General features: G+C 33.8%; 16 protein-coding genes. 1 reads left to right on the forward strand and 15 read right to left on the reverse strand.

Annotation, left to right across the window (positions count from 1 at the left end):
- Positions 1-14: 14 nt before the first annotated feature.
- From EYY60_RS03190 to EYY60_RS03205, 4 genes are all read right to left on the reverse strand, one after another.
- Positions 15-431 carry a DUF4440 domain-containing protein gene (locus EYY60_RS03190; protein ID WP_235832282.1) on the reverse strand — a complete coding sequence of 139 codons (417 nt, stop codon included), beginning with the start codon at positions 429-431 and terminating at the stop codon, positions 15-17.
- Positions 432-511: 80 nt separating this feature from the next.
- Complete coding sequence (locus EYY60_RS03195; RefSeq protein ID WP_132987954.1) at positions 512-1,021, reverse strand: hypothetical protein; 510 nt, start codon at positions 1,019-1,021, stop codon at positions 512-514.
- A gap of 254 nt (positions 1,022-1,275) precedes the next feature.
- The gene (locus EYY60_RS03200; RefSeq protein WP_132987955.1) at positions 1,276-1,797 is read right to left on the reverse strand and encodes a hypothetical protein; all 522 of its coding nucleotides are present in this window, start codon (positions 1,795-1,797) and stop codon (positions 1,276-1,278) included.
- A 225-nt stretch (positions 1,798-2,022) separates the two neighbouring features.
- Entirely contained in the window at positions 2,023-2,961 is a 939-nt protein-coding gene (locus tag EYY60_RS03205; RefSeq protein ID WP_132987956.1) for a ring-cleaving dioxygenase, read from the reverse strand.
- 317 nt (positions 2,962-3,278) lie between these two features.
- On the opposite strand from EYY60_RS03205, the gene EYY60_RS03210 reads away from it, so the two are divergent.
- The gene (locus tag EYY60_RS03210) at positions 3,279-4,859 is read left to right on the forward strand and encodes a sigma 54-interacting transcriptional regulator (protein WP_132987957.1); all 1,581 of its coding nucleotides are present in this window, start codon (positions 3,279-3,281) and stop codon (positions 4,857-4,859) included.
- Between the two features lie 7 nt (positions 4,860-4,866).
- Here the strand turns inward: EYY60_RS03210 and EYY60_RS03215 are convergent, their stop codons facing one another.
- From EYY60_RS03215 to EYY60_RS03265, 11 genes are all read right to left on the reverse strand, one after another.
- Complete coding sequence (locus EYY60_RS03215; RefSeq protein ID WP_132987958.1) at positions 4,867-5,217, reverse strand: cupin domain-containing protein; 351 nt, start codon at positions 5,215-5,217, stop codon at positions 4,867-4,869.
- Complete coding sequence (locus tag EYY60_RS03220; protein ID WP_132987959.1) at positions 5,217-5,837, reverse strand: alpha/beta hydrolase; 621 nt, start codon at positions 5,835-5,837, stop codon at positions 5,217-5,219. The genes EYY60_RS03215 and EYY60_RS03220 overlap by 1 nt, the downstream gene beginning before the upstream one ends.
- 18 nt (positions 5,838-5,855) lie before the next feature.
- Entirely contained in the window at positions 5,856-6,146 is a 291-nt protein-coding gene (locus tag EYY60_RS03225) for a GNAT family N-acetyltransferase (protein WP_132987960.1), read from the reverse strand.
- Between the two features lie 72 nt (positions 6,147-6,218).
- Positions 6,219-7,577: a sigma-54-dependent transcriptional regulator gene (locus EYY60_RS03230; RefSeq protein WP_132987961.1), complete on the reverse strand. Its 1,359-nt coding sequence runs from the start codon at positions 7,575-7,577 to the stop codon at positions 6,219-6,221.
- Complete coding sequence (locus tag EYY60_RS03235; RefSeq protein WP_162847844.1) at positions 7,574-9,805, reverse strand: sensor histidine kinase; 2,232 nt, start codon at positions 9,803-9,805, stop codon at positions 7,574-7,576. Before EYY60_RS03235 ends, EYY60_RS03230 begins: the two co-directional genes overlap by 4 nt.
- Positions 9,806-9,923: 118 nt before the next feature.
- Positions 9,924-10,595: a YoaK family protein gene (locus EYY60_RS03240; RefSeq protein ID WP_132987963.1), complete on the reverse strand. Its 672-nt coding sequence runs from the start codon at positions 10,593-10,595 to the stop codon at positions 9,924-9,926.
- A 5-nt stretch (positions 10,596-10,600) separates the two neighbouring features.
- The gene (locus EYY60_RS03245; protein ID WP_132987964.1) at positions 10,601-11,074 is read right to left on the reverse strand and encodes a Dps family protein; all 474 of its coding nucleotides are present in this window, start codon (positions 11,072-11,074) and stop codon (positions 10,601-10,603) included.
- Positions 11,075-11,278: 204 nt separating this feature from the next.
- Positions 11,279-11,713 carry a DoxX family protein gene (locus tag EYY60_RS03250; RefSeq protein ID WP_132987965.1) on the reverse strand — a complete coding sequence of 145 codons (435 nt, stop codon included), beginning with the start codon at positions 11,711-11,713 and terminating at the stop codon, positions 11,279-11,281.
- An 11-nt stretch (positions 11,714-11,724) separates the two neighbouring features.
- Positions 11,725-13,611, reverse strand: coding sequence for an amidohydrolase (locus tag EYY60_RS03255; RefSeq protein ID WP_132987966.1), 1,887 nt, complete (start codon positions 13,609-13,611; stop codon positions 11,725-11,727).
- A 61-nt stretch (positions 13,612-13,672) separates the two neighbouring features.
- Positions 13,673-14,305: a hydrolase gene (locus EYY60_RS03260; RefSeq protein ID WP_132987967.1), complete on the reverse strand. Its 633-nt coding sequence runs from the start codon at positions 14,303-14,305 to the stop codon at positions 13,673-13,675.
- Positions 14,306-14,402: 97 nt separating this feature from the next.
- Complete coding sequence (locus tag EYY60_RS03265) at positions 14,403-14,723, reverse strand: phosphoribosylpyrophosphate synthetase (RefSeq protein WP_132987968.1); 321 nt, start codon at positions 14,721-14,723, stop codon at positions 14,403-14,405.
- Positions 14,724-14,774 lie beyond the last annotated feature (51 nt).

Genomic DNA, 14,774 nt, shown 5'->3' on the forward strand with positions numbered 1-14,774 from the left:
AGCATTTGCAATTTTCAACCGTTTTTGGTTAAAATTGCGGTTGCACTTTCCAGCCAATATACTTTTTTACTTGTTTGATCTTCAAACGAAAATACTGCGTGGTTTTTGTAGGCAACCCAAGCCATTCCATTTAAAATTTTTACTTCAATAATTTCAATTGAATTCACTCGTTTCGGAATCGGTTTATCAAGTAGGGCCTTGTCTAAATAATTTGCAATAGTTTCATTGTTCCAGACTTCTCCATTTTCTAAAAGAAGAAAATCTTTTGTATAGTATTTATCAATGTTTTTAGAATCTAATTTAGACCAAATTTCATCAAAAGATTCGATAATTAATTGCTCTATTTTTGATTTGTCGGTTTTGGTTGCGTTTTGTCCAAATGATAATGTTGTAAAACATATCATAAAAATTAGGGTATGGAGTTTTTTCATTTTTTGTTTTTTGATTAATAATGAAATGTCATTTTGCGTAGTGCCTCGTGATTATGTGGAGCGAATCTCTATACTTTGGATTACATGCTATTGTTTTTTAGATTCATTTTTTGTAAAATATTGTTAGCACGTTCATTATTCAGCCAATCAACTATTCTAATTGTTTTACCATTTTTTTGAATAACAATAGAGTAGTAAGAGTTTGAAAATAGATAGTTTATTCGTGTGAAATATTTTGTTTTTTCAATTCCTAAATCTAAAATGGAAATTTTTTCAATTTCAGATTTAAGATATTCGTGTGGTTTACTGAAAAGTTTGTGTTTATTTGTAACTTTTATTTTTTCTGGAGAAATTTCTAAAATTACTTTGCCAAATGTGTTCCATAACCAAATGTAAAGGAAGAGAATAAAAAATCCTAGAAAAGGAATCAATGAAAAAATATAACTCAATGCGGAAAGTAAGTAAGTTTTTTCAATCGAAGCAAAAGGTAAAATAATTAGCATTATAAAAATCAAAATTAATAACGCAAAAGAAGATATTATAGTAATAATCCAATTTGACTTGTTTTTAATTGTTATGATTTCGTTCATGTGATTTTTATCTGTTTTTTTGTAGCTAATGTTGTGGTGTTATTCTGGTTTGTTTTATTACTATATTACATTTTTGTTTTTAGAGTTTTTAGCGAGCCAATACCGATAGCGCAGATTTTGCAATCCGTGCCCGCAACAGTGAGACATAATACAAATTATCAAATATAAACTTAACATTAAATATGTATTTTTTGTATTTACAGAAAATAGACAATCTTTACAGGCACGGATTGCAAATCCGCGCTATCTGGATTTTATTTTCTCTTTTCTAATTTGAGTATAACATTTCGATCTTTTGATTGATAATAATATAGTCTGATATAAGCATTTTCATCTATTGCACCACCTTTCGATTTGGAGTTATTGTATCCAAAATCAGATAAGTCGAAATCAGAAAATTTAAATTTCACATTTTTTACTTTGAATCGTTCAGTGTCGTGCCCTGATGATGGCATTCCATGAAAGTCAGTTACATAACCTTCGACTGATTTTAAGCCATTGTTCAAAATGCTATAAGTTCGATATATCTTTTTAGTTTGGAGAATGACTAAAAATATAAAAAAGATGAAAGACATATATTTAACTATTTGTGTTTTTGCATCTTCGAAAGTTTCATTTTGTCCTAATAAATTCTGAAATATATTCCCTTCGTTATGTTCATTAGTTCTAAGTCTTTTATTTGCTATCCAAAATATAATTAAGGGTATAGCCAAAAACCATGATTTTTTTATGACTTCCAAAATTCCAAAATCGTAAATAATATCAAATTGTTGCATAGAACTTGATTTTGTAATTTCAGCTAATTGTTTTTTTTTTTTTACACTTATCACACCTAATTTGAGCAAATGAATTAACCCAATTCAGCATTTTTAATTACCCAAATATAAAATATTTCCTCATAAATAATAATTTCTCGGAACAAAAAAAGCCATCCTAAATCAGGACGGCTTTTTCAAAAAAATAGTTGTGATATTCGGGATAAACCCAGTTTAGTAAGCGAATTAATTTATTTTAACCAAATGTGCTTCAATGGCCTCTCTTTGTGGCTCGTATTGTGCTGGAAGTTTTAGGTTTTTGCCTAATTCTTCTAAGCTTTCATCTACTGTAAATCCAGGATTATCGGTAGCGATTTCGAATAAAACACCGCCCGGTTCTCTGAAATATAGAGAGTGGAAATATTGTCTGTCAATTTGTGGTGTAATCTGTAATCCGTATGCTTCGATTTTTTCTCTGAATTTCATCAAAATTTCATCATTTGGCACACGGAAAGCTACGTGGTGAACGGTTCCGTTGGCATTCAGACCGCGTTTTTCATCAGCTAATTCTACTAAGTCCACAATTGCAGCATTTTCAACAGCATCAGTTGCATAACGGTAACGGTTTACATCTTGGTCAATCAATTTATAGCCAAATATTTCTGTTAAAACTGCTGCAGTTGGTTTGATGTCGTTTAAAGTCAGCGTAATGTTGTGGAAACCTTTTGTTGCTACATCCGCTTTTACTTCGTCAGTTTCCCAAGCTTTTCTGTTGTCTTCCGTTTTAGATTCGATCAATTCTAATTTCAATCCGTCTGGATCTAAGAAAGTCAAATATTTCTCTCCGAATTTCTCAGCCGGTTTGTTGTAAATTACATTGTATTTCTCAAAACGTTTTTGCCAGAAATCCAAGCTTCCTTTTGGCACAGAATATCCAATTTCAGTTGCCATTCCAGAACCTTTTCGTCCTTGTTGAATTCCTTCGCCCCAAGGGAAAAAAGTCAAGATTGTTCCTGCGCTTCCTACTTCGTCACCAAAGTAAAAATGGTATGTTCCTGGATCGTCAAAATTCACTGTTTTTTTGATGAATCTCAATCCTAAAATGTTTGAATAAAAGTTGAAGTTGCGTTTAGCGTCACCTGCAATTGCAGTAATATGGTGTAAGCCTAAAATTTTATTTTCCATGGTATTTTTATATTAAATTGTTGTTTGATTTTCTTATACAAATTTACGTCCGTTATGCTTCTTCATCGATTAACCTAGATTAAGAAATGAAATACTGCATGTTTTTGAAATTTTCAAATGATAACCAAATAACATTCCATTTGAATTAATGTCTTATTATTCAAGGATTTTTAAAGAAAGTTCGCTTTTAAGATTACACGATATATCGTGATTTTGCGGAATGTGAAATGTATATTTAGAAAATCGATAGTTATTTAATTAGGACTATTTCTTAAATTTACTTTTTTACCGCCAAGAAATACCACAGAAATACCATTATGGAAAAGCCGATAGATCAAACTGCAATCCTAATAAATCGAATGCAGGAAAGAGAAAAAGAACAAAGACTCATTTTATCTATCTGCGGACCACTTTCTCAAGCAACAAATAAAGTTGAATTTAATGCTATCGTTGAAAATGTTTTAAAAGACAATTTTCAATTTGATGATTTTATTTTGATTTCTTCAAATGAAGAAGAAACCGAGTATCAAATCTTTTATCAATTTTTGAATAAAACCGAGGAAACAAAAAAATATGTTTTGAATGACGGATTTTTTGATCGTTGCTTGAATTCTGCCGAAACGGTTGTTTTCAATTTGAATGAAAGCCAAAATCATCCAGATTATATTCAGGCGGTTTATAGAAAAGGGTTTAAAAATGGGGTAGGGATTGGTCTTCCAAATAATAAAGGAAACCAAAGTGTACTTTTTCTTTTCTTTAAAAGGGCCAATACTTTCACTAAAGAATCTAATCGAATTTTAAGGGGAATTGCGACGCAACTTTCGATTACGATTCGAAATATTAGTTTGACAGAAGAATGCGAAAGAATTAAGCTAGAATTGACAACTTTAAAAAGAAATACTTCTCAAAATTTGGAAGAAATTAGTGGGGCACAAAATCTAGGGTTTAATGGAATTATTGGAAACAGTGATGCCATACAAAATGTGAACAGATTGATTTCGCAAGTTGCATCTTCTCCTTCAACAGTTCTCATTTTTGGTGAAACAGGAACCGGGAAAGAATTAGTTGCAAGAGCAATTCATGATTTATCGCAAGTCGCCAACAACAAAATGATTAAAGTAAATTGTGCGTCGATTTCTGAAAATTTAATAGAAAGCGAGTTATTCGGACATGAAAAAGGGGCTTTTACCGGCGCTACACAACAAAGAAAAGGCAAATTTGAAGAAGCAGAAAACAGTACCATTTTTTTAGATGAAATAGGAGAGTTGCCTTTAGAATTACAAGGAAAGCTTTTGCGTGTTTTGCAAGAAAAAGAAATTGAGCGTGTTGGCGGAAACAAAAGTATAAAAGTGAATGCAAGAGTAATTGCAGCAACCAATAGATCACTAGAAAAAGAAGTTTCAGAACAAAGATTTAGAAGTGATTTGTATTATCGTTTAAATGTTTATCCAATTCTATTGCCGGCACTCCGTGAGCGTAAAGAAGATATTGAAGTTTTAGCTAATTTTTTCTTGGCAAAATACGCAAAACGAGCAGGTAAAAACATAAAGGGTTTTACCAAAAAAGTGCTTAATAATATGAAAGCAAATGCTTGGCAAGGAAATGTGCGCGAATTGGAAAATATGATTGAAAGAAATGTTTTGTTTGCTAAGGACGATGTTATTAAAGAAATGGTTTTTCCTGAAATTTTTAAATCAGATCTAAGTTTTTCTGAAACGACATTCCATACTAAAACATTGCAGGAAGTAGAGAAGGAGCACATTTTAAAAGTGATTAAAAAATGTAACGGAAGAATTTCGGGCCCGCATGGCGCTGCGGTATTGTTAGGACTTCCTGCAACAACTCTTGCTTCCAGAATGCAAAAAATAGGAATTAAAAGAGAACATTTCGTTGACTGATAGAGTCTTATAATTTTATAAAAATAGACTTTCTCAGTTTAGCCTCAATATTTTTGGTTTTGTGACCTTTTCCAGTAGTATCTTCAACCAAAAGAATTGAACCTGTATTGAAGGTTCTTTTTTCACCCAATGAGGTTTCGATTTCTACACCGCCTTCCAATAAAATAATATATTGACGGTCTGGCGCATTATGAAAATCGTAATCATAAGAAGGATTGACTTCTCGGAAAACGATAGATTTAACAGCTTCATCATCTGATAAAAAACCGATGTCGCCATTGTTCTTCAACGGAACTTCAAAGTCTTCAAAATGACTTTCACCGTTGGAATCACTATAAACGCGTGTAATCGTAATCATTATTTTTTATTGAAAATCAATGCGTTTGCACAATCTACTTCATCTTGGCTAATAGTATGTCCCATATTTGGATAGATTTTTTTAGTGACATCTGCGCCCATTTTTTCCATCAAAGCTTCAGTCTCATTTACTCTTTCTACAGGAACATGAAAATCAGGATCGCTTGTTCCTATAAAAACTGGCGTATTTTCAAAGTTTCCAGAATAATGATTTTCATAAACTTGATCGCCAATTAATCCGCCTGTAAAAGCTACAATTCCACCATATTTGGCAGCATTTCTAGAGGTGAATTCTAAAGCAAGACAAGCTCCTTGCGAGAAACCTAAAAAGTAAATGTTTTCTTTTTCAATTCCGTTTTGCTGAATGGCTACGACAACTTGATGAATAGCTTCTATTGATTTTGAAAATGAAGGCTCATTTTGATCAAGCGGAGCCAAAAATGAATACGGATACCAGGTTCTATTTTCTGCTTGAGGCGCTACCAAAGCAAAATCATCCACTTTGAGATGTTTTGCAATTGATAATATATCGTGAGCTCCAGCGCCACGTCCGTGTAGCATAATTAAAGCTTTTTTAGCTTCATTTAACGGAATTCCGTCTGTCAATATATTAGTGTTCATACTATTGTGTTTTTTAGATTATTTTTTCCAGATATCTTCATATTCATCTGGATGTCTTTTGAACTGCGCGTGAACATAAGGACAAAGAGGCAAAACTTTCAAATTATTGGCACGAACGTATGCCACCATTTCTTCTAAAAGCTTTTTGGCATAACCTTTTCCTTCAGCTTCAGGTTCGACTCCAGTGTGATAAACCGTTAATACATCAGGCTTGAGGCTTACAGTCATTTCTCCAAGTTTTTTGTCATCAACATAAAGATTGAATGCGCCGTGTTTTTTTTCGTCTAATTCTAATTTTATTGTTTCCATATTTATTTTTTTATGTCTTGGTTTAGAACTACAAAGTTCGTTAAACTAACAGTTAAGTCTACTTAATGTAGATTAATTATAATCTTGTTTAATGCCTAATTTTTTCATTTTTGAAAACAAAGTCTGTGGTTGCATTTTTAGCAATTCTGCAGCTCCTCCTGAGCCCGAAACTTTTCCGTTGCATAATTGCAGAGCATTCAAAATATGTTCTTTTTCCATTTCTTCCATTGATTTTATTTTTCCTGCAGTTTGTTCCACAGTAACGGAAGTTTTTACTGGAAGATCAAATTTTTCGATTTCATTAGTTTGAGCCAATAGCACATTTCTTTCGATCAAATGTTCTAATTCACGAATGTTTCCCGGCCAATCATAATTGTTTAATTCTTCTAAAGCATTTGGATTTATGCTCTTTACATTTTTTCTTGCTAGTCCCGCATATTTTTTTAGAAAATGATTAGCAAGTGCTTCAATATCTTCCTTTCGATCTTTCAGCGTTGGCAATTGTATCGGAAAAACATTCAAACGATAATACAAATCAAGTCTAAAACGGCCTTCGGCGACTTCTTTTTCTAAAGATCGATTGGTCGCTGCTACAATACGAACATTGATTTTAATGGTTTTATTGCTTCCAAGTCTTTGAATTTCTTTTTCTTGTAATACGCGCAATAATTTTACTTGAGAATCTAACGGAAGTTCTCCTATTTCATCTAGAAAAATAGTGCTGTTTGCAGCTTGTTCAAACTTCCCAATTCGCAAGCTATTGGCTCCCGTAAAAGCGCCTTTTTCATGTCCAAAAAGCTCTGATTCTATCAAAGATTGGGTTAAAGTGGCGCAATTTACAATTACAATTGAATTTGATTTGTGCGACGACAAATTGTGTATTGAATGTGCCACTCTTTCTTTTCCTGTACCGCTTTCGCCCAAAATCAATACAGAAGTCTCAGCTGGTGCAACAAGTTTTATTTTTTCTATAACATCTTGTAAAAGTGGACTTTTGCCAATGATTTCCGAAATTTCATTATTTACGCCTTCGTTGTCAATTGAAGCTAAAGTTCCAATTTCTTCATTGTATTTATATTTTGCAATGTCCAGCATTACAACTAAATCTTTTTCGCGAAATGGTTTCACTAGAAAACCATACGGATTTGTTGCTTTCACTGCTTCTAGCGTAGTCTGATTGGTATTTGCAGAAATGTAAACGAAAGGCAAATTTATTTTGCGAAGTTCCCACGCTAAATCTATTCCGGTCAGAGCGCCTTTGAGCATAATATCAAGCAATACCCAATCTGGTCGTTTTTCTTCTATAAACTTTTTGGCCTGAACAACAGAAGAAGCAATCCCTACAACTTGATAGCCCGCTTTTTGCAGCATGATTTTTAAATCATTTGCAACGATGAATTCATCTTCAACAATTAAAATTTTCTCTTTCATTGTAGTATTGCTGTAATTTCAGAATCTTCAACAACAGTTTCAAATTCATTATTTCTTGTAAATGTAACCTTGATTTTTAATCCGTTATCATTTTTCATTTCAAAAATTCCGTCTATTTGAGAGCTTAAGCCGGTCATCAAACTCATACCAAGTGAATCTCTTTCAGCATAGTTGAAATTTTCAGGCAGACCAATACCATTATCTGCGATAATTAGTTGATAAACATTTTGTTCAATATTTTTTAACGAAATAAAAATTTCGCCTTTTTTGTCTAAAGGAAAGGCATATTTAATTGCATTACTGATGGCTTCATTTGTAATTAATCCAAGAGGAACAGCTTGTGCGACATCAAGACAGGTATTTTTTATTTCTAGAACAAAATTGATTTTTCCGTCTGTATCATAACATTCTTTCATGTAATTGATTAATTCATAAATATACCAAGACATATCGATATTTGAAAGATTATCAGATTGATATAATTTTTGATGAATCAGTGACATTGCATGCATTCTGTGCTGGCTGTTTTGAATGGCGAGTAATGCATCTTCATTATCCAGATAAGCAGATTGTGTGTTCAATAAACTAATGACAATCTGAAGGTTGTTTTTAACACGATGATGAATTTCTTTCAGAAGCCATTCTTTTTCTAGCAGCATTTTTTTATTGAGCTCATTTTGCTCGTTGATTTGCTGACGCTGTATTTCTAGTTCTTCGTTCTTTTTCTTTTTAATTCTGAAACTATTGTATAAAAGTCCAAGAATAAGAATTAAGACCAAAACACTTCCAATAAATACATATTTCACAACGTTGTCTTTCTGAATTTGAATTTGCTGTACTTTAGCTTGTTGTGTTAATAAATCTATATTTCTGTCTTTTTTATCAGTGTCAAATTCAATTTGAAGATTGTTAATTTGTTTGTTCGTCTCGCCTTTATAAATAGTATCTAAAATGTTTTTATATAGCTGATAATGTTTTATGGCATCGAGATATTTACCTCTTGAAGAATCTGCTTTAAACCAGATAAGATAATTGTCAGACAACATTATAGGATTGTTTGACGCTGTCGCAAGCGAATCTAAGCGGTAAAGTATCGGATATAAATCGGTATAGTTTTTTAACTGATAATGATATCGGGCGAAACTTCTCAGAATTGGCATTCCGTTTTCGGCACTTTTCTCGGCATATTTACCACAATAGGCTACCAATTTTTTATAGTATACTGTTGCTTTTTCATTATTGTTTAGTACTCTGTAAATACCCAGAAAAAGGTAATTTTCTTTTATCAGCCTCTCCTCATCATAAGAAGGATAATTTGCCTGCATTTCTTTTAAAAGTTGGAGCGCATCATTTCCTTTTTTTTGCAAAATAAATGTCGAACAAAGATTATCGCCAATTGTCCTGACATAATCTGTATCTTTATGCTTTTTGGCTATTTCCAGACCCTTATAAAAATATTCCGCTGCATTGTTTTTCTTTTGAAGATTGAGATATGCCATTCCAACATGATTGTAAATTGCGCTTAGCTGTAGTGAACTATCACGTACCGCTAAGGCTGTTTTTTCTGCTAAAAGGGCATACTTCAAAGCTCCTGCAAAATTTCCTGTGTGGGTATATCCGTCAGAAAGTAGATTATAGACACCTTGTAAATGAGGAAATTTTATCGATTGATACAAAAGAAGCGATTCTTTTAAAAGTGTCAAACCTTTTTCCTCATTTTCATTCATAAGGTATAATTCACCGGTTTCTTTTAAAACACCCGCCTGCTTAGCTTTTGCGCCTAATTTTATCAATAGCGGAATCGCCATTTCTTTGTATTTAATTCTCTCATCTAGAGATTCACCATACATAGAAAGTTCTAAGTAAGCATCTGCCTGAAGTTCTGTTAAATTATTTTGTTTGGAATATTGCAGCGCTTCTTTTGCTTTTTTTAAGCCTTTTTCAGAATCTCCTTTTTCTCTGTTAATCTGAGCATTAAGGAGAATCGATTTTCCAATTCCAGATTTATAGTTTAATTGAGTGCCTAATTGCCTTGCCTGCAAGTTTGCACTATCAGCTTGATCGAGATCTGACTTATATTCGTGATCTTTGTTTAGGTAATATGCACTTAAAAGCAATAATAAATCAACTTTCAGGTGATCATCATTTGTTTCAGCAATTCTCGTTTTTAGTTCTTTAGGATTCTTTTTTAATTGCGTCTGTGCTTTTGAATGTACTGAAAAAAACAAAAAAAATACACATAAAAACTTTATGTGGTTTTTGGCAATAATACAACGGATAAAATTCATTTTTTAAAGGTACTATTATTATCAGCAATCTGCAATTTGCAATCCAAAAAATCTATGTTTATCGTACTTCGCGATGATACCAGTAACAAATAATCATTGCAGTTCCAGGAAGAATTAAGGTCCCCAATCCAAAAAACTTACCTGCAACTGCTCCCATAAAACATCCTATCAAAAAACCGATTATAGTGACTAATTGCTTTTTAAAACTTAATAAAACCTCAACATCTTTGAGTCCACTTTTTAGCAAGTTCCCTAAATCTAGAGAAGCCTGCGTTACATTACCGGTCATCATGGTTGTCGGGCCGTGTGTTTCTTTTGCATAAAGCTTTCCAAAAGCATTTTGAAGTCCCATTGCAAATACTGTCGCCATAGCTACAGCATAAATTGCCCATTCTGAAGTATTGTTAAAGTAGTCAAAAAGATAGGCGGCAATGCCACTTAAAACCAATATTACGCCTTCCCAAAACAAAATGGTATATCGATTGGTTGCTTTTAAGGCGATTCTTCCGCCCGCAATTACGGCAATTATGAACACAGGAAATGTCAATAATTTTACCCAAGCATGAATGTCGTATCCTTTGATGATTTGGTAAGCAAAAACAATAAAGTTTCCTGTAACGTGCGCAGAAAAAATCGAATCGGCGGCGACAAAGGTCACGGTATCGCAATACCCTGCAATCATGGTGAGAAGCAGGGTTACGTACCAAATGTTTTTTTGTTGTAGTTCCATAGTTTTTAGTTCAAATGTGCACGAAGCATCCAAGCCATTTTTTCGTGATTTTCTACGAGACCTGTGATAAAATCACTTGTACCTGCATCTTGAAGTTCATTGGCAATACTGTTGATGTTTTCGCGCAAATAGATTATGATGCTTTCATGATCCAAAAGCAATTCTTTAATAAAACCATTGGCATCATTTTTCTCTTGTAATTCTTCTGTAAGATGTGTCAATGCTAAGAAATCTTTTAGCGTTGCAGGTGTATAATGTCCTAAAGATCGAATTCTTTCAGCAACTGTATCGACAATTTCGTCAATGGCATCATATTGCTGTTCAAAGAAAAGATGTTTGTTATAAAAATCTGGACCTTCAACATTCCAGTGTGCTCTTTTTGTTTTGGTATAAAGAACAAATTCGTCTGCAAGAATTTTAATTAATACCTCAACAACTGCTGAGATGCTTTCTTGTTTGATTCCGATGTTTGTTTTCATTTTAAATTTGGTTTAGTAAATAATATTTTATGAATAATTCCAAAATATGTTAAACACATAGAGACATAGTTTTCTTTGGTTTTGAAAAGAATGAAAAAAGAAACTAGTTTCTAAAACATAGCTATGTTCATTTATACAAGTGAAACGCCTTTGTGCGCATCAAAAAGCTATGTTTCTATGTGTTAGAATATTTATGTGTTAAAATTAATTGTTTATGAATGTCAATAAATAATAATCAAGTGAATAAGTTCCTGCGCCAAGTGCAAGAAGTAATAATAGTGATAAAGTGTACATGTAAGGAACGTCGCGCACTTCGAGGGAATCATTTTTATGAACCACAAAATAGCCAATTGCTGTTACTCCAATTGTAGGTAAAACAGCCAATCTTGTCCCGAGTCCGAGCATAATGAAAAACGGAATTATGGTATCTGAAAACGTCGCCACTAATCCATTTAGTTTTTCAGGCAAATGCAACGGATTTGGAACATGTTCTTTTTGTCCGTTTTCAACTCTGAATTTCTTCATTCCGTGTACTCTGAAAAGCTCAACAGCAAGGAGAATTCTAAAAATCAAGAGCGCTCCATTATTGAAGGACGATCCCAAATCGGAATACAGGATTTGTTTGATAATTTCAATCATTTCATTTAGATTTAAAAAGCAAAACAGGAGCAACCTAATGCACCCCAAAATGCATGATAATTATTAACAGGAACATTGCTCATTCGGGCCGCGTCGTGATTATGTGCGTGAACACCACAACTTCCACTGCAACTGTGAATTTGTGCCGTCAATTTTGGTTTTGAAGATGCTTTTGCATTTTTTTCAATTGCGTTTTGCAGGCTGCTTCTCACTGGATAGCCATTGTAAATATTTGTTGGCGACCAATCTGGCAAAATCGGAATATGAGGAGGCGAGAAGGACGAAAAATCGCCATTAGCATAGACGATTTTTCCATCTACAATGGTCAAATCAGATTCGATTTTTTTGATTTCTTCATCTTCAACGGTAAAATAGTCACGATCTAAAACGGTTAAATCAGCAAACATTCCCACTTTGATATCTCCTTTTTTGGTTTGTTCTTGCGAAAACCAAGCACTTCCTCTCGTATATAATTCTAAAGCAGTTTGTCTGCTTAATCTTGTTTCATTGTACAATTGTAAGCCACCAACAGTTTTTCCAGCCGTCATCCAATACATTGAAACCCAAGGATTATAACTGCTCACACGTGTAGCATCTGAGCCTGCGCCTACAGGAACTTCCATTTCAAGCATTTTTTTGATTGGAGGCGTATTTTCAGCAGCTTTTGCTCCATAACGATCTGTAAAATATTCGCCTTGGTACGCCATTCTGCTTTGTACAGCAATACCGCCTCCTAAAGCTTTTACACGTTCGATGTTTCTTTCATCGATGGTTTCGGCATGATCAAAAATCCAAGGAAGTCCGTTGAAAGGAATTTCTCTGTTGATCTTTTCAAAAACATTTAAAAACCTTGTAATGCTCTCGTTGTATGTAGCATGAAGTCGAAATGGCCAACGATTTTCTACCAAAAGGCGAACAACTTTTTCCAGTTCAGCTTCCATATTTTCAGGAAGATCGGGTCTTGGTTGAAGAAAATCCTCAAAATCGGCAGCAGAGAAAACCAACATTTCTCCAGCTCCATTGTGGCGATACATATCATTTCCTTGATATAATTTTACCGTGTCAATCCAATCTGAGAAATCTTCAAATTCATGCTTGGGTTTTTGAGTAAAAAGATTGTAAGCAATTCTTATGGTCAATTGTTTCTTTTCATTCAATTCGTTAACGACTTTGTAATCGTCAGGAAAATTCTGAAATCCGCCACCGGCATCTATAACACTTGTAATTCCAAAACGATTCAATTCTTTCATATAATGACGAGTCGAATTGATTTGGTGTTCGTAGGAAAGCGTTGGGCCTTTTGCCAAAGTCGAATACAAAATCATTGCATTTGGCGTCGCAATTATAAGTCCAGTTGGCTCGCCGTTTGAATCACGCTCAATATGTCCACCCGGAGGTGCTGGCGTATTTTTGTTGTAGCCAACTGCTTTTAGAGCTGCTCGATTCATAAAGGCTCGATCATACAAATGCAGAATAAAAACTGGTGTATCAGGCGCAATTGCATTAATTTCTTCCAAAGTAGGCATTCTACGCTCAGCAAATTGAAATTCAGACCAACCGCCAACGACGCGAACCCATTGCGGATTTGGAGTACGATCGACTTGTTCTTTCAACATTCGAAGCGCATCTGCTAAGGAAGGAACACCATCCCAGCGCAATTCTAAATTATAATTCAAGCCACCACGAATAAGGTGAATATGCGAATCGTTGATTCCGGGAACGACTCTCTTATTCTGAAGATCAATTATTTTAGTTTCTTCAGAAGAAAAACTCATAACCTCGCTATCATTTCCAACAGCAATAAATTTTCCGTCTTTGATTGCAACTGCTGTAACATTTGGAGTTCCTGGATTGAAACTATGAATTTTTCCGTTGAATAAAATTAAATCTGCTTTCATAAATTAATTGATTAGAGTTGTGCTTAGGATAGGTTCTAAATATTGTAAATGGATTTACTGATTAGTGTTTCAGCATTTTGTGTGCGTATTGAATTCCTATACCATATGAACCTCCATATTTTTTCATTAAAGAAGTTACAGGACCATAAGTTTCTTGACGAGCCCAGTCTCTTTGAAGCTCTAATAAATATTGGATAGCAGTGATTGGAATTGCACCAGCTTGTATCATTCTTTCCACAGCACGTTCGTGAGCTTCTTTGCTTACATCACCACAGGCATCTGTAATTACATATACTTGGTAACCTTCCTCGATTGCTGATAAAACTGGGCCAACGATACAAACACTCGTCCATAATCCTGCAAGAACTAATTTTTGTTTTTTCTTTGCTACAATGGCTTTATAAGCATTTTCATCTTCCCAGGTATTCATTGTTGTACGGTCGATATATCCTGAAGTTGCAATTGGATAAAATTCTTCTACTTCTGGAAAAACGGGTCCTGAAAAACTTTCTTCTGCAACAGTTGTTACAATTGTACTTACATTGAAAATTTTTGATGCTCCTGCAACAATTGCAACATTAGTACGTAATTCGTGCACAGGAAGATTGCTTGTAGCAAATGCCATTTGTCCTTCAAAATCGATTAATACTAAAGCGTGGTTGTCTGGGGTCAATAAGTTAACTGATGGTTTCATATGGTTTATTTTTAAGATTTATAATTAGTTAAGCCAATGAAAGGCGAAACTTTTAATAGGTTATTAAAGAATTCGTCTTTTGAAAAGACATTTTTAGTTATTGATGTACTGAAAGTTTTCTAATCATTTCAGTTGAAACACTGTCGGCATAAGTTCCGAAAGCACTTGTTAGAACACCTTTCAAATTATGGATTTCAGATATAATGCCGTACACAATATCTTCGTCTGCGGGATTACTGTCGCCTTCAAATCGGAATAAATATTCAATTTTGAATTCTTCCGGCGACAAGCTTTGTTTCGTAGTGTTGCAACGAATACAATCTGAATCAATATTGAAATCGGCTGTAAAACCTTGAGTATTCAGCCATTGTAAAGCTTCAGTAACTGTGTCGAAAGAGGGTTGTTGAAAAAAACTCATAGTGTGATAAGATTAAAACTGCCTGTATAAACAGACCTTTTGCAGGCAGTT

It is taken from the genome of Flavobacterium zhairuonense, assembly GCF_004352915.1.
Taxonomy (GTDB): domain Bacteria; phylum Bacteroidota; class Bacteroidia; order Flavobacteriales; family Flavobacteriaceae; genus Flavobacterium; species Flavobacterium zhairuonense.

Excerpts from the sequence above, each read along its gene's own strand:
- EYY60_RS03190 (WP_235832282.1), bottom strand. The coding sequence starts at position 431 with ATGAAAAAACTCCATACCCTAATTTTTATGATATGTTTTACAACATTA.
- EYY60_RS03195 (WP_132987954.1), bottom strand. The coding sequence starts at position 1,021 with ATGAACGAAATCATAACAATTAAAAACAAGTCAAATTGGATTATTACT.
- EYY60_RS03200 (WP_132987955.1), bottom strand. The coding sequence starts at position 1,797 with ATGCAACAATTTGATATTATTTACGATTTTGGAATTTTGGAAGTCATA.
- EYY60_RS03205 (WP_132987956.1), bottom strand. The coding sequence starts at position 2,961 with ATGGAAAATAAAATTTTAGGCTTACACCATATTACTGCAATTGCAGGT.
- EYY60_RS03210 (WP_132987957.1), top strand. The coding sequence starts at position 3,279 with ATGGAAAAGCCGATAGATCAAACTGCAATCCTAATAAATCGAATGCAG.
- EYY60_RS03215 (WP_132987958.1), bottom strand. The coding sequence starts at position 5,217 with ATGATTACGATTACACGCGTTTATAGTGATTCCAACGGTGAAAGTCAT.
- EYY60_RS03220 (WP_132987959.1), bottom strand. The coding sequence starts at position 5,837 with ATGAACACTAATATATTGACAGACGGAATTCCGTTAAATGAAGCTAAA.
- EYY60_RS03225 (WP_132987960.1), bottom strand. The coding sequence starts at position 6,146 with ATGGAAACAATAAAATTAGAATTAGACGAAAAAAAACACGGCGCATTC.
- EYY60_RS03230 (WP_132987961.1), bottom strand. The coding sequence starts at position 7,577 with ATGAAAGAGAAAATTTTAATTGTTGAAGATGAATTCATCGTTGCAAAT.
- EYY60_RS03240 (WP_132987963.1), bottom strand. The coding sequence starts at position 10,595 with ATGGAACTACAACAAAAAAACATTTGGTACGTAACCCTGCTTCTCACC.
- EYY60_RS03245 (WP_132987964.1), bottom strand. The coding sequence starts at position 11,074 with ATGAAAACAAACATCGGAATCAAACAAGAAAGCATCTCAGCAGTTGTT.
- EYY60_RS03250 (WP_132987965.1), bottom strand. The coding sequence starts at position 11,713 with ATGATTGAAATTATCAAACAAATCCTGTATTCCGATTTGGGATCGTCC.
- EYY60_RS03255 (WP_132987966.1), bottom strand. The coding sequence starts at position 13,611 with ATGAAAGCAGATTTAATTTTATTCAACGGAAAAATTCATAGTTTCAAT.
- EYY60_RS03260 (WP_132987967.1), bottom strand. The coding sequence starts at position 14,305 with ATGAAACCATCAGTTAACTTATTGACCCCAGACAACCACGCTTTAGTA.
- EYY60_RS03265 (WP_132987968.1), bottom strand. The coding sequence starts at position 14,723 with ATGAGTTTTTTTCAACAACCCTCTTTCGACACAGTTACTGAAGCTTTA.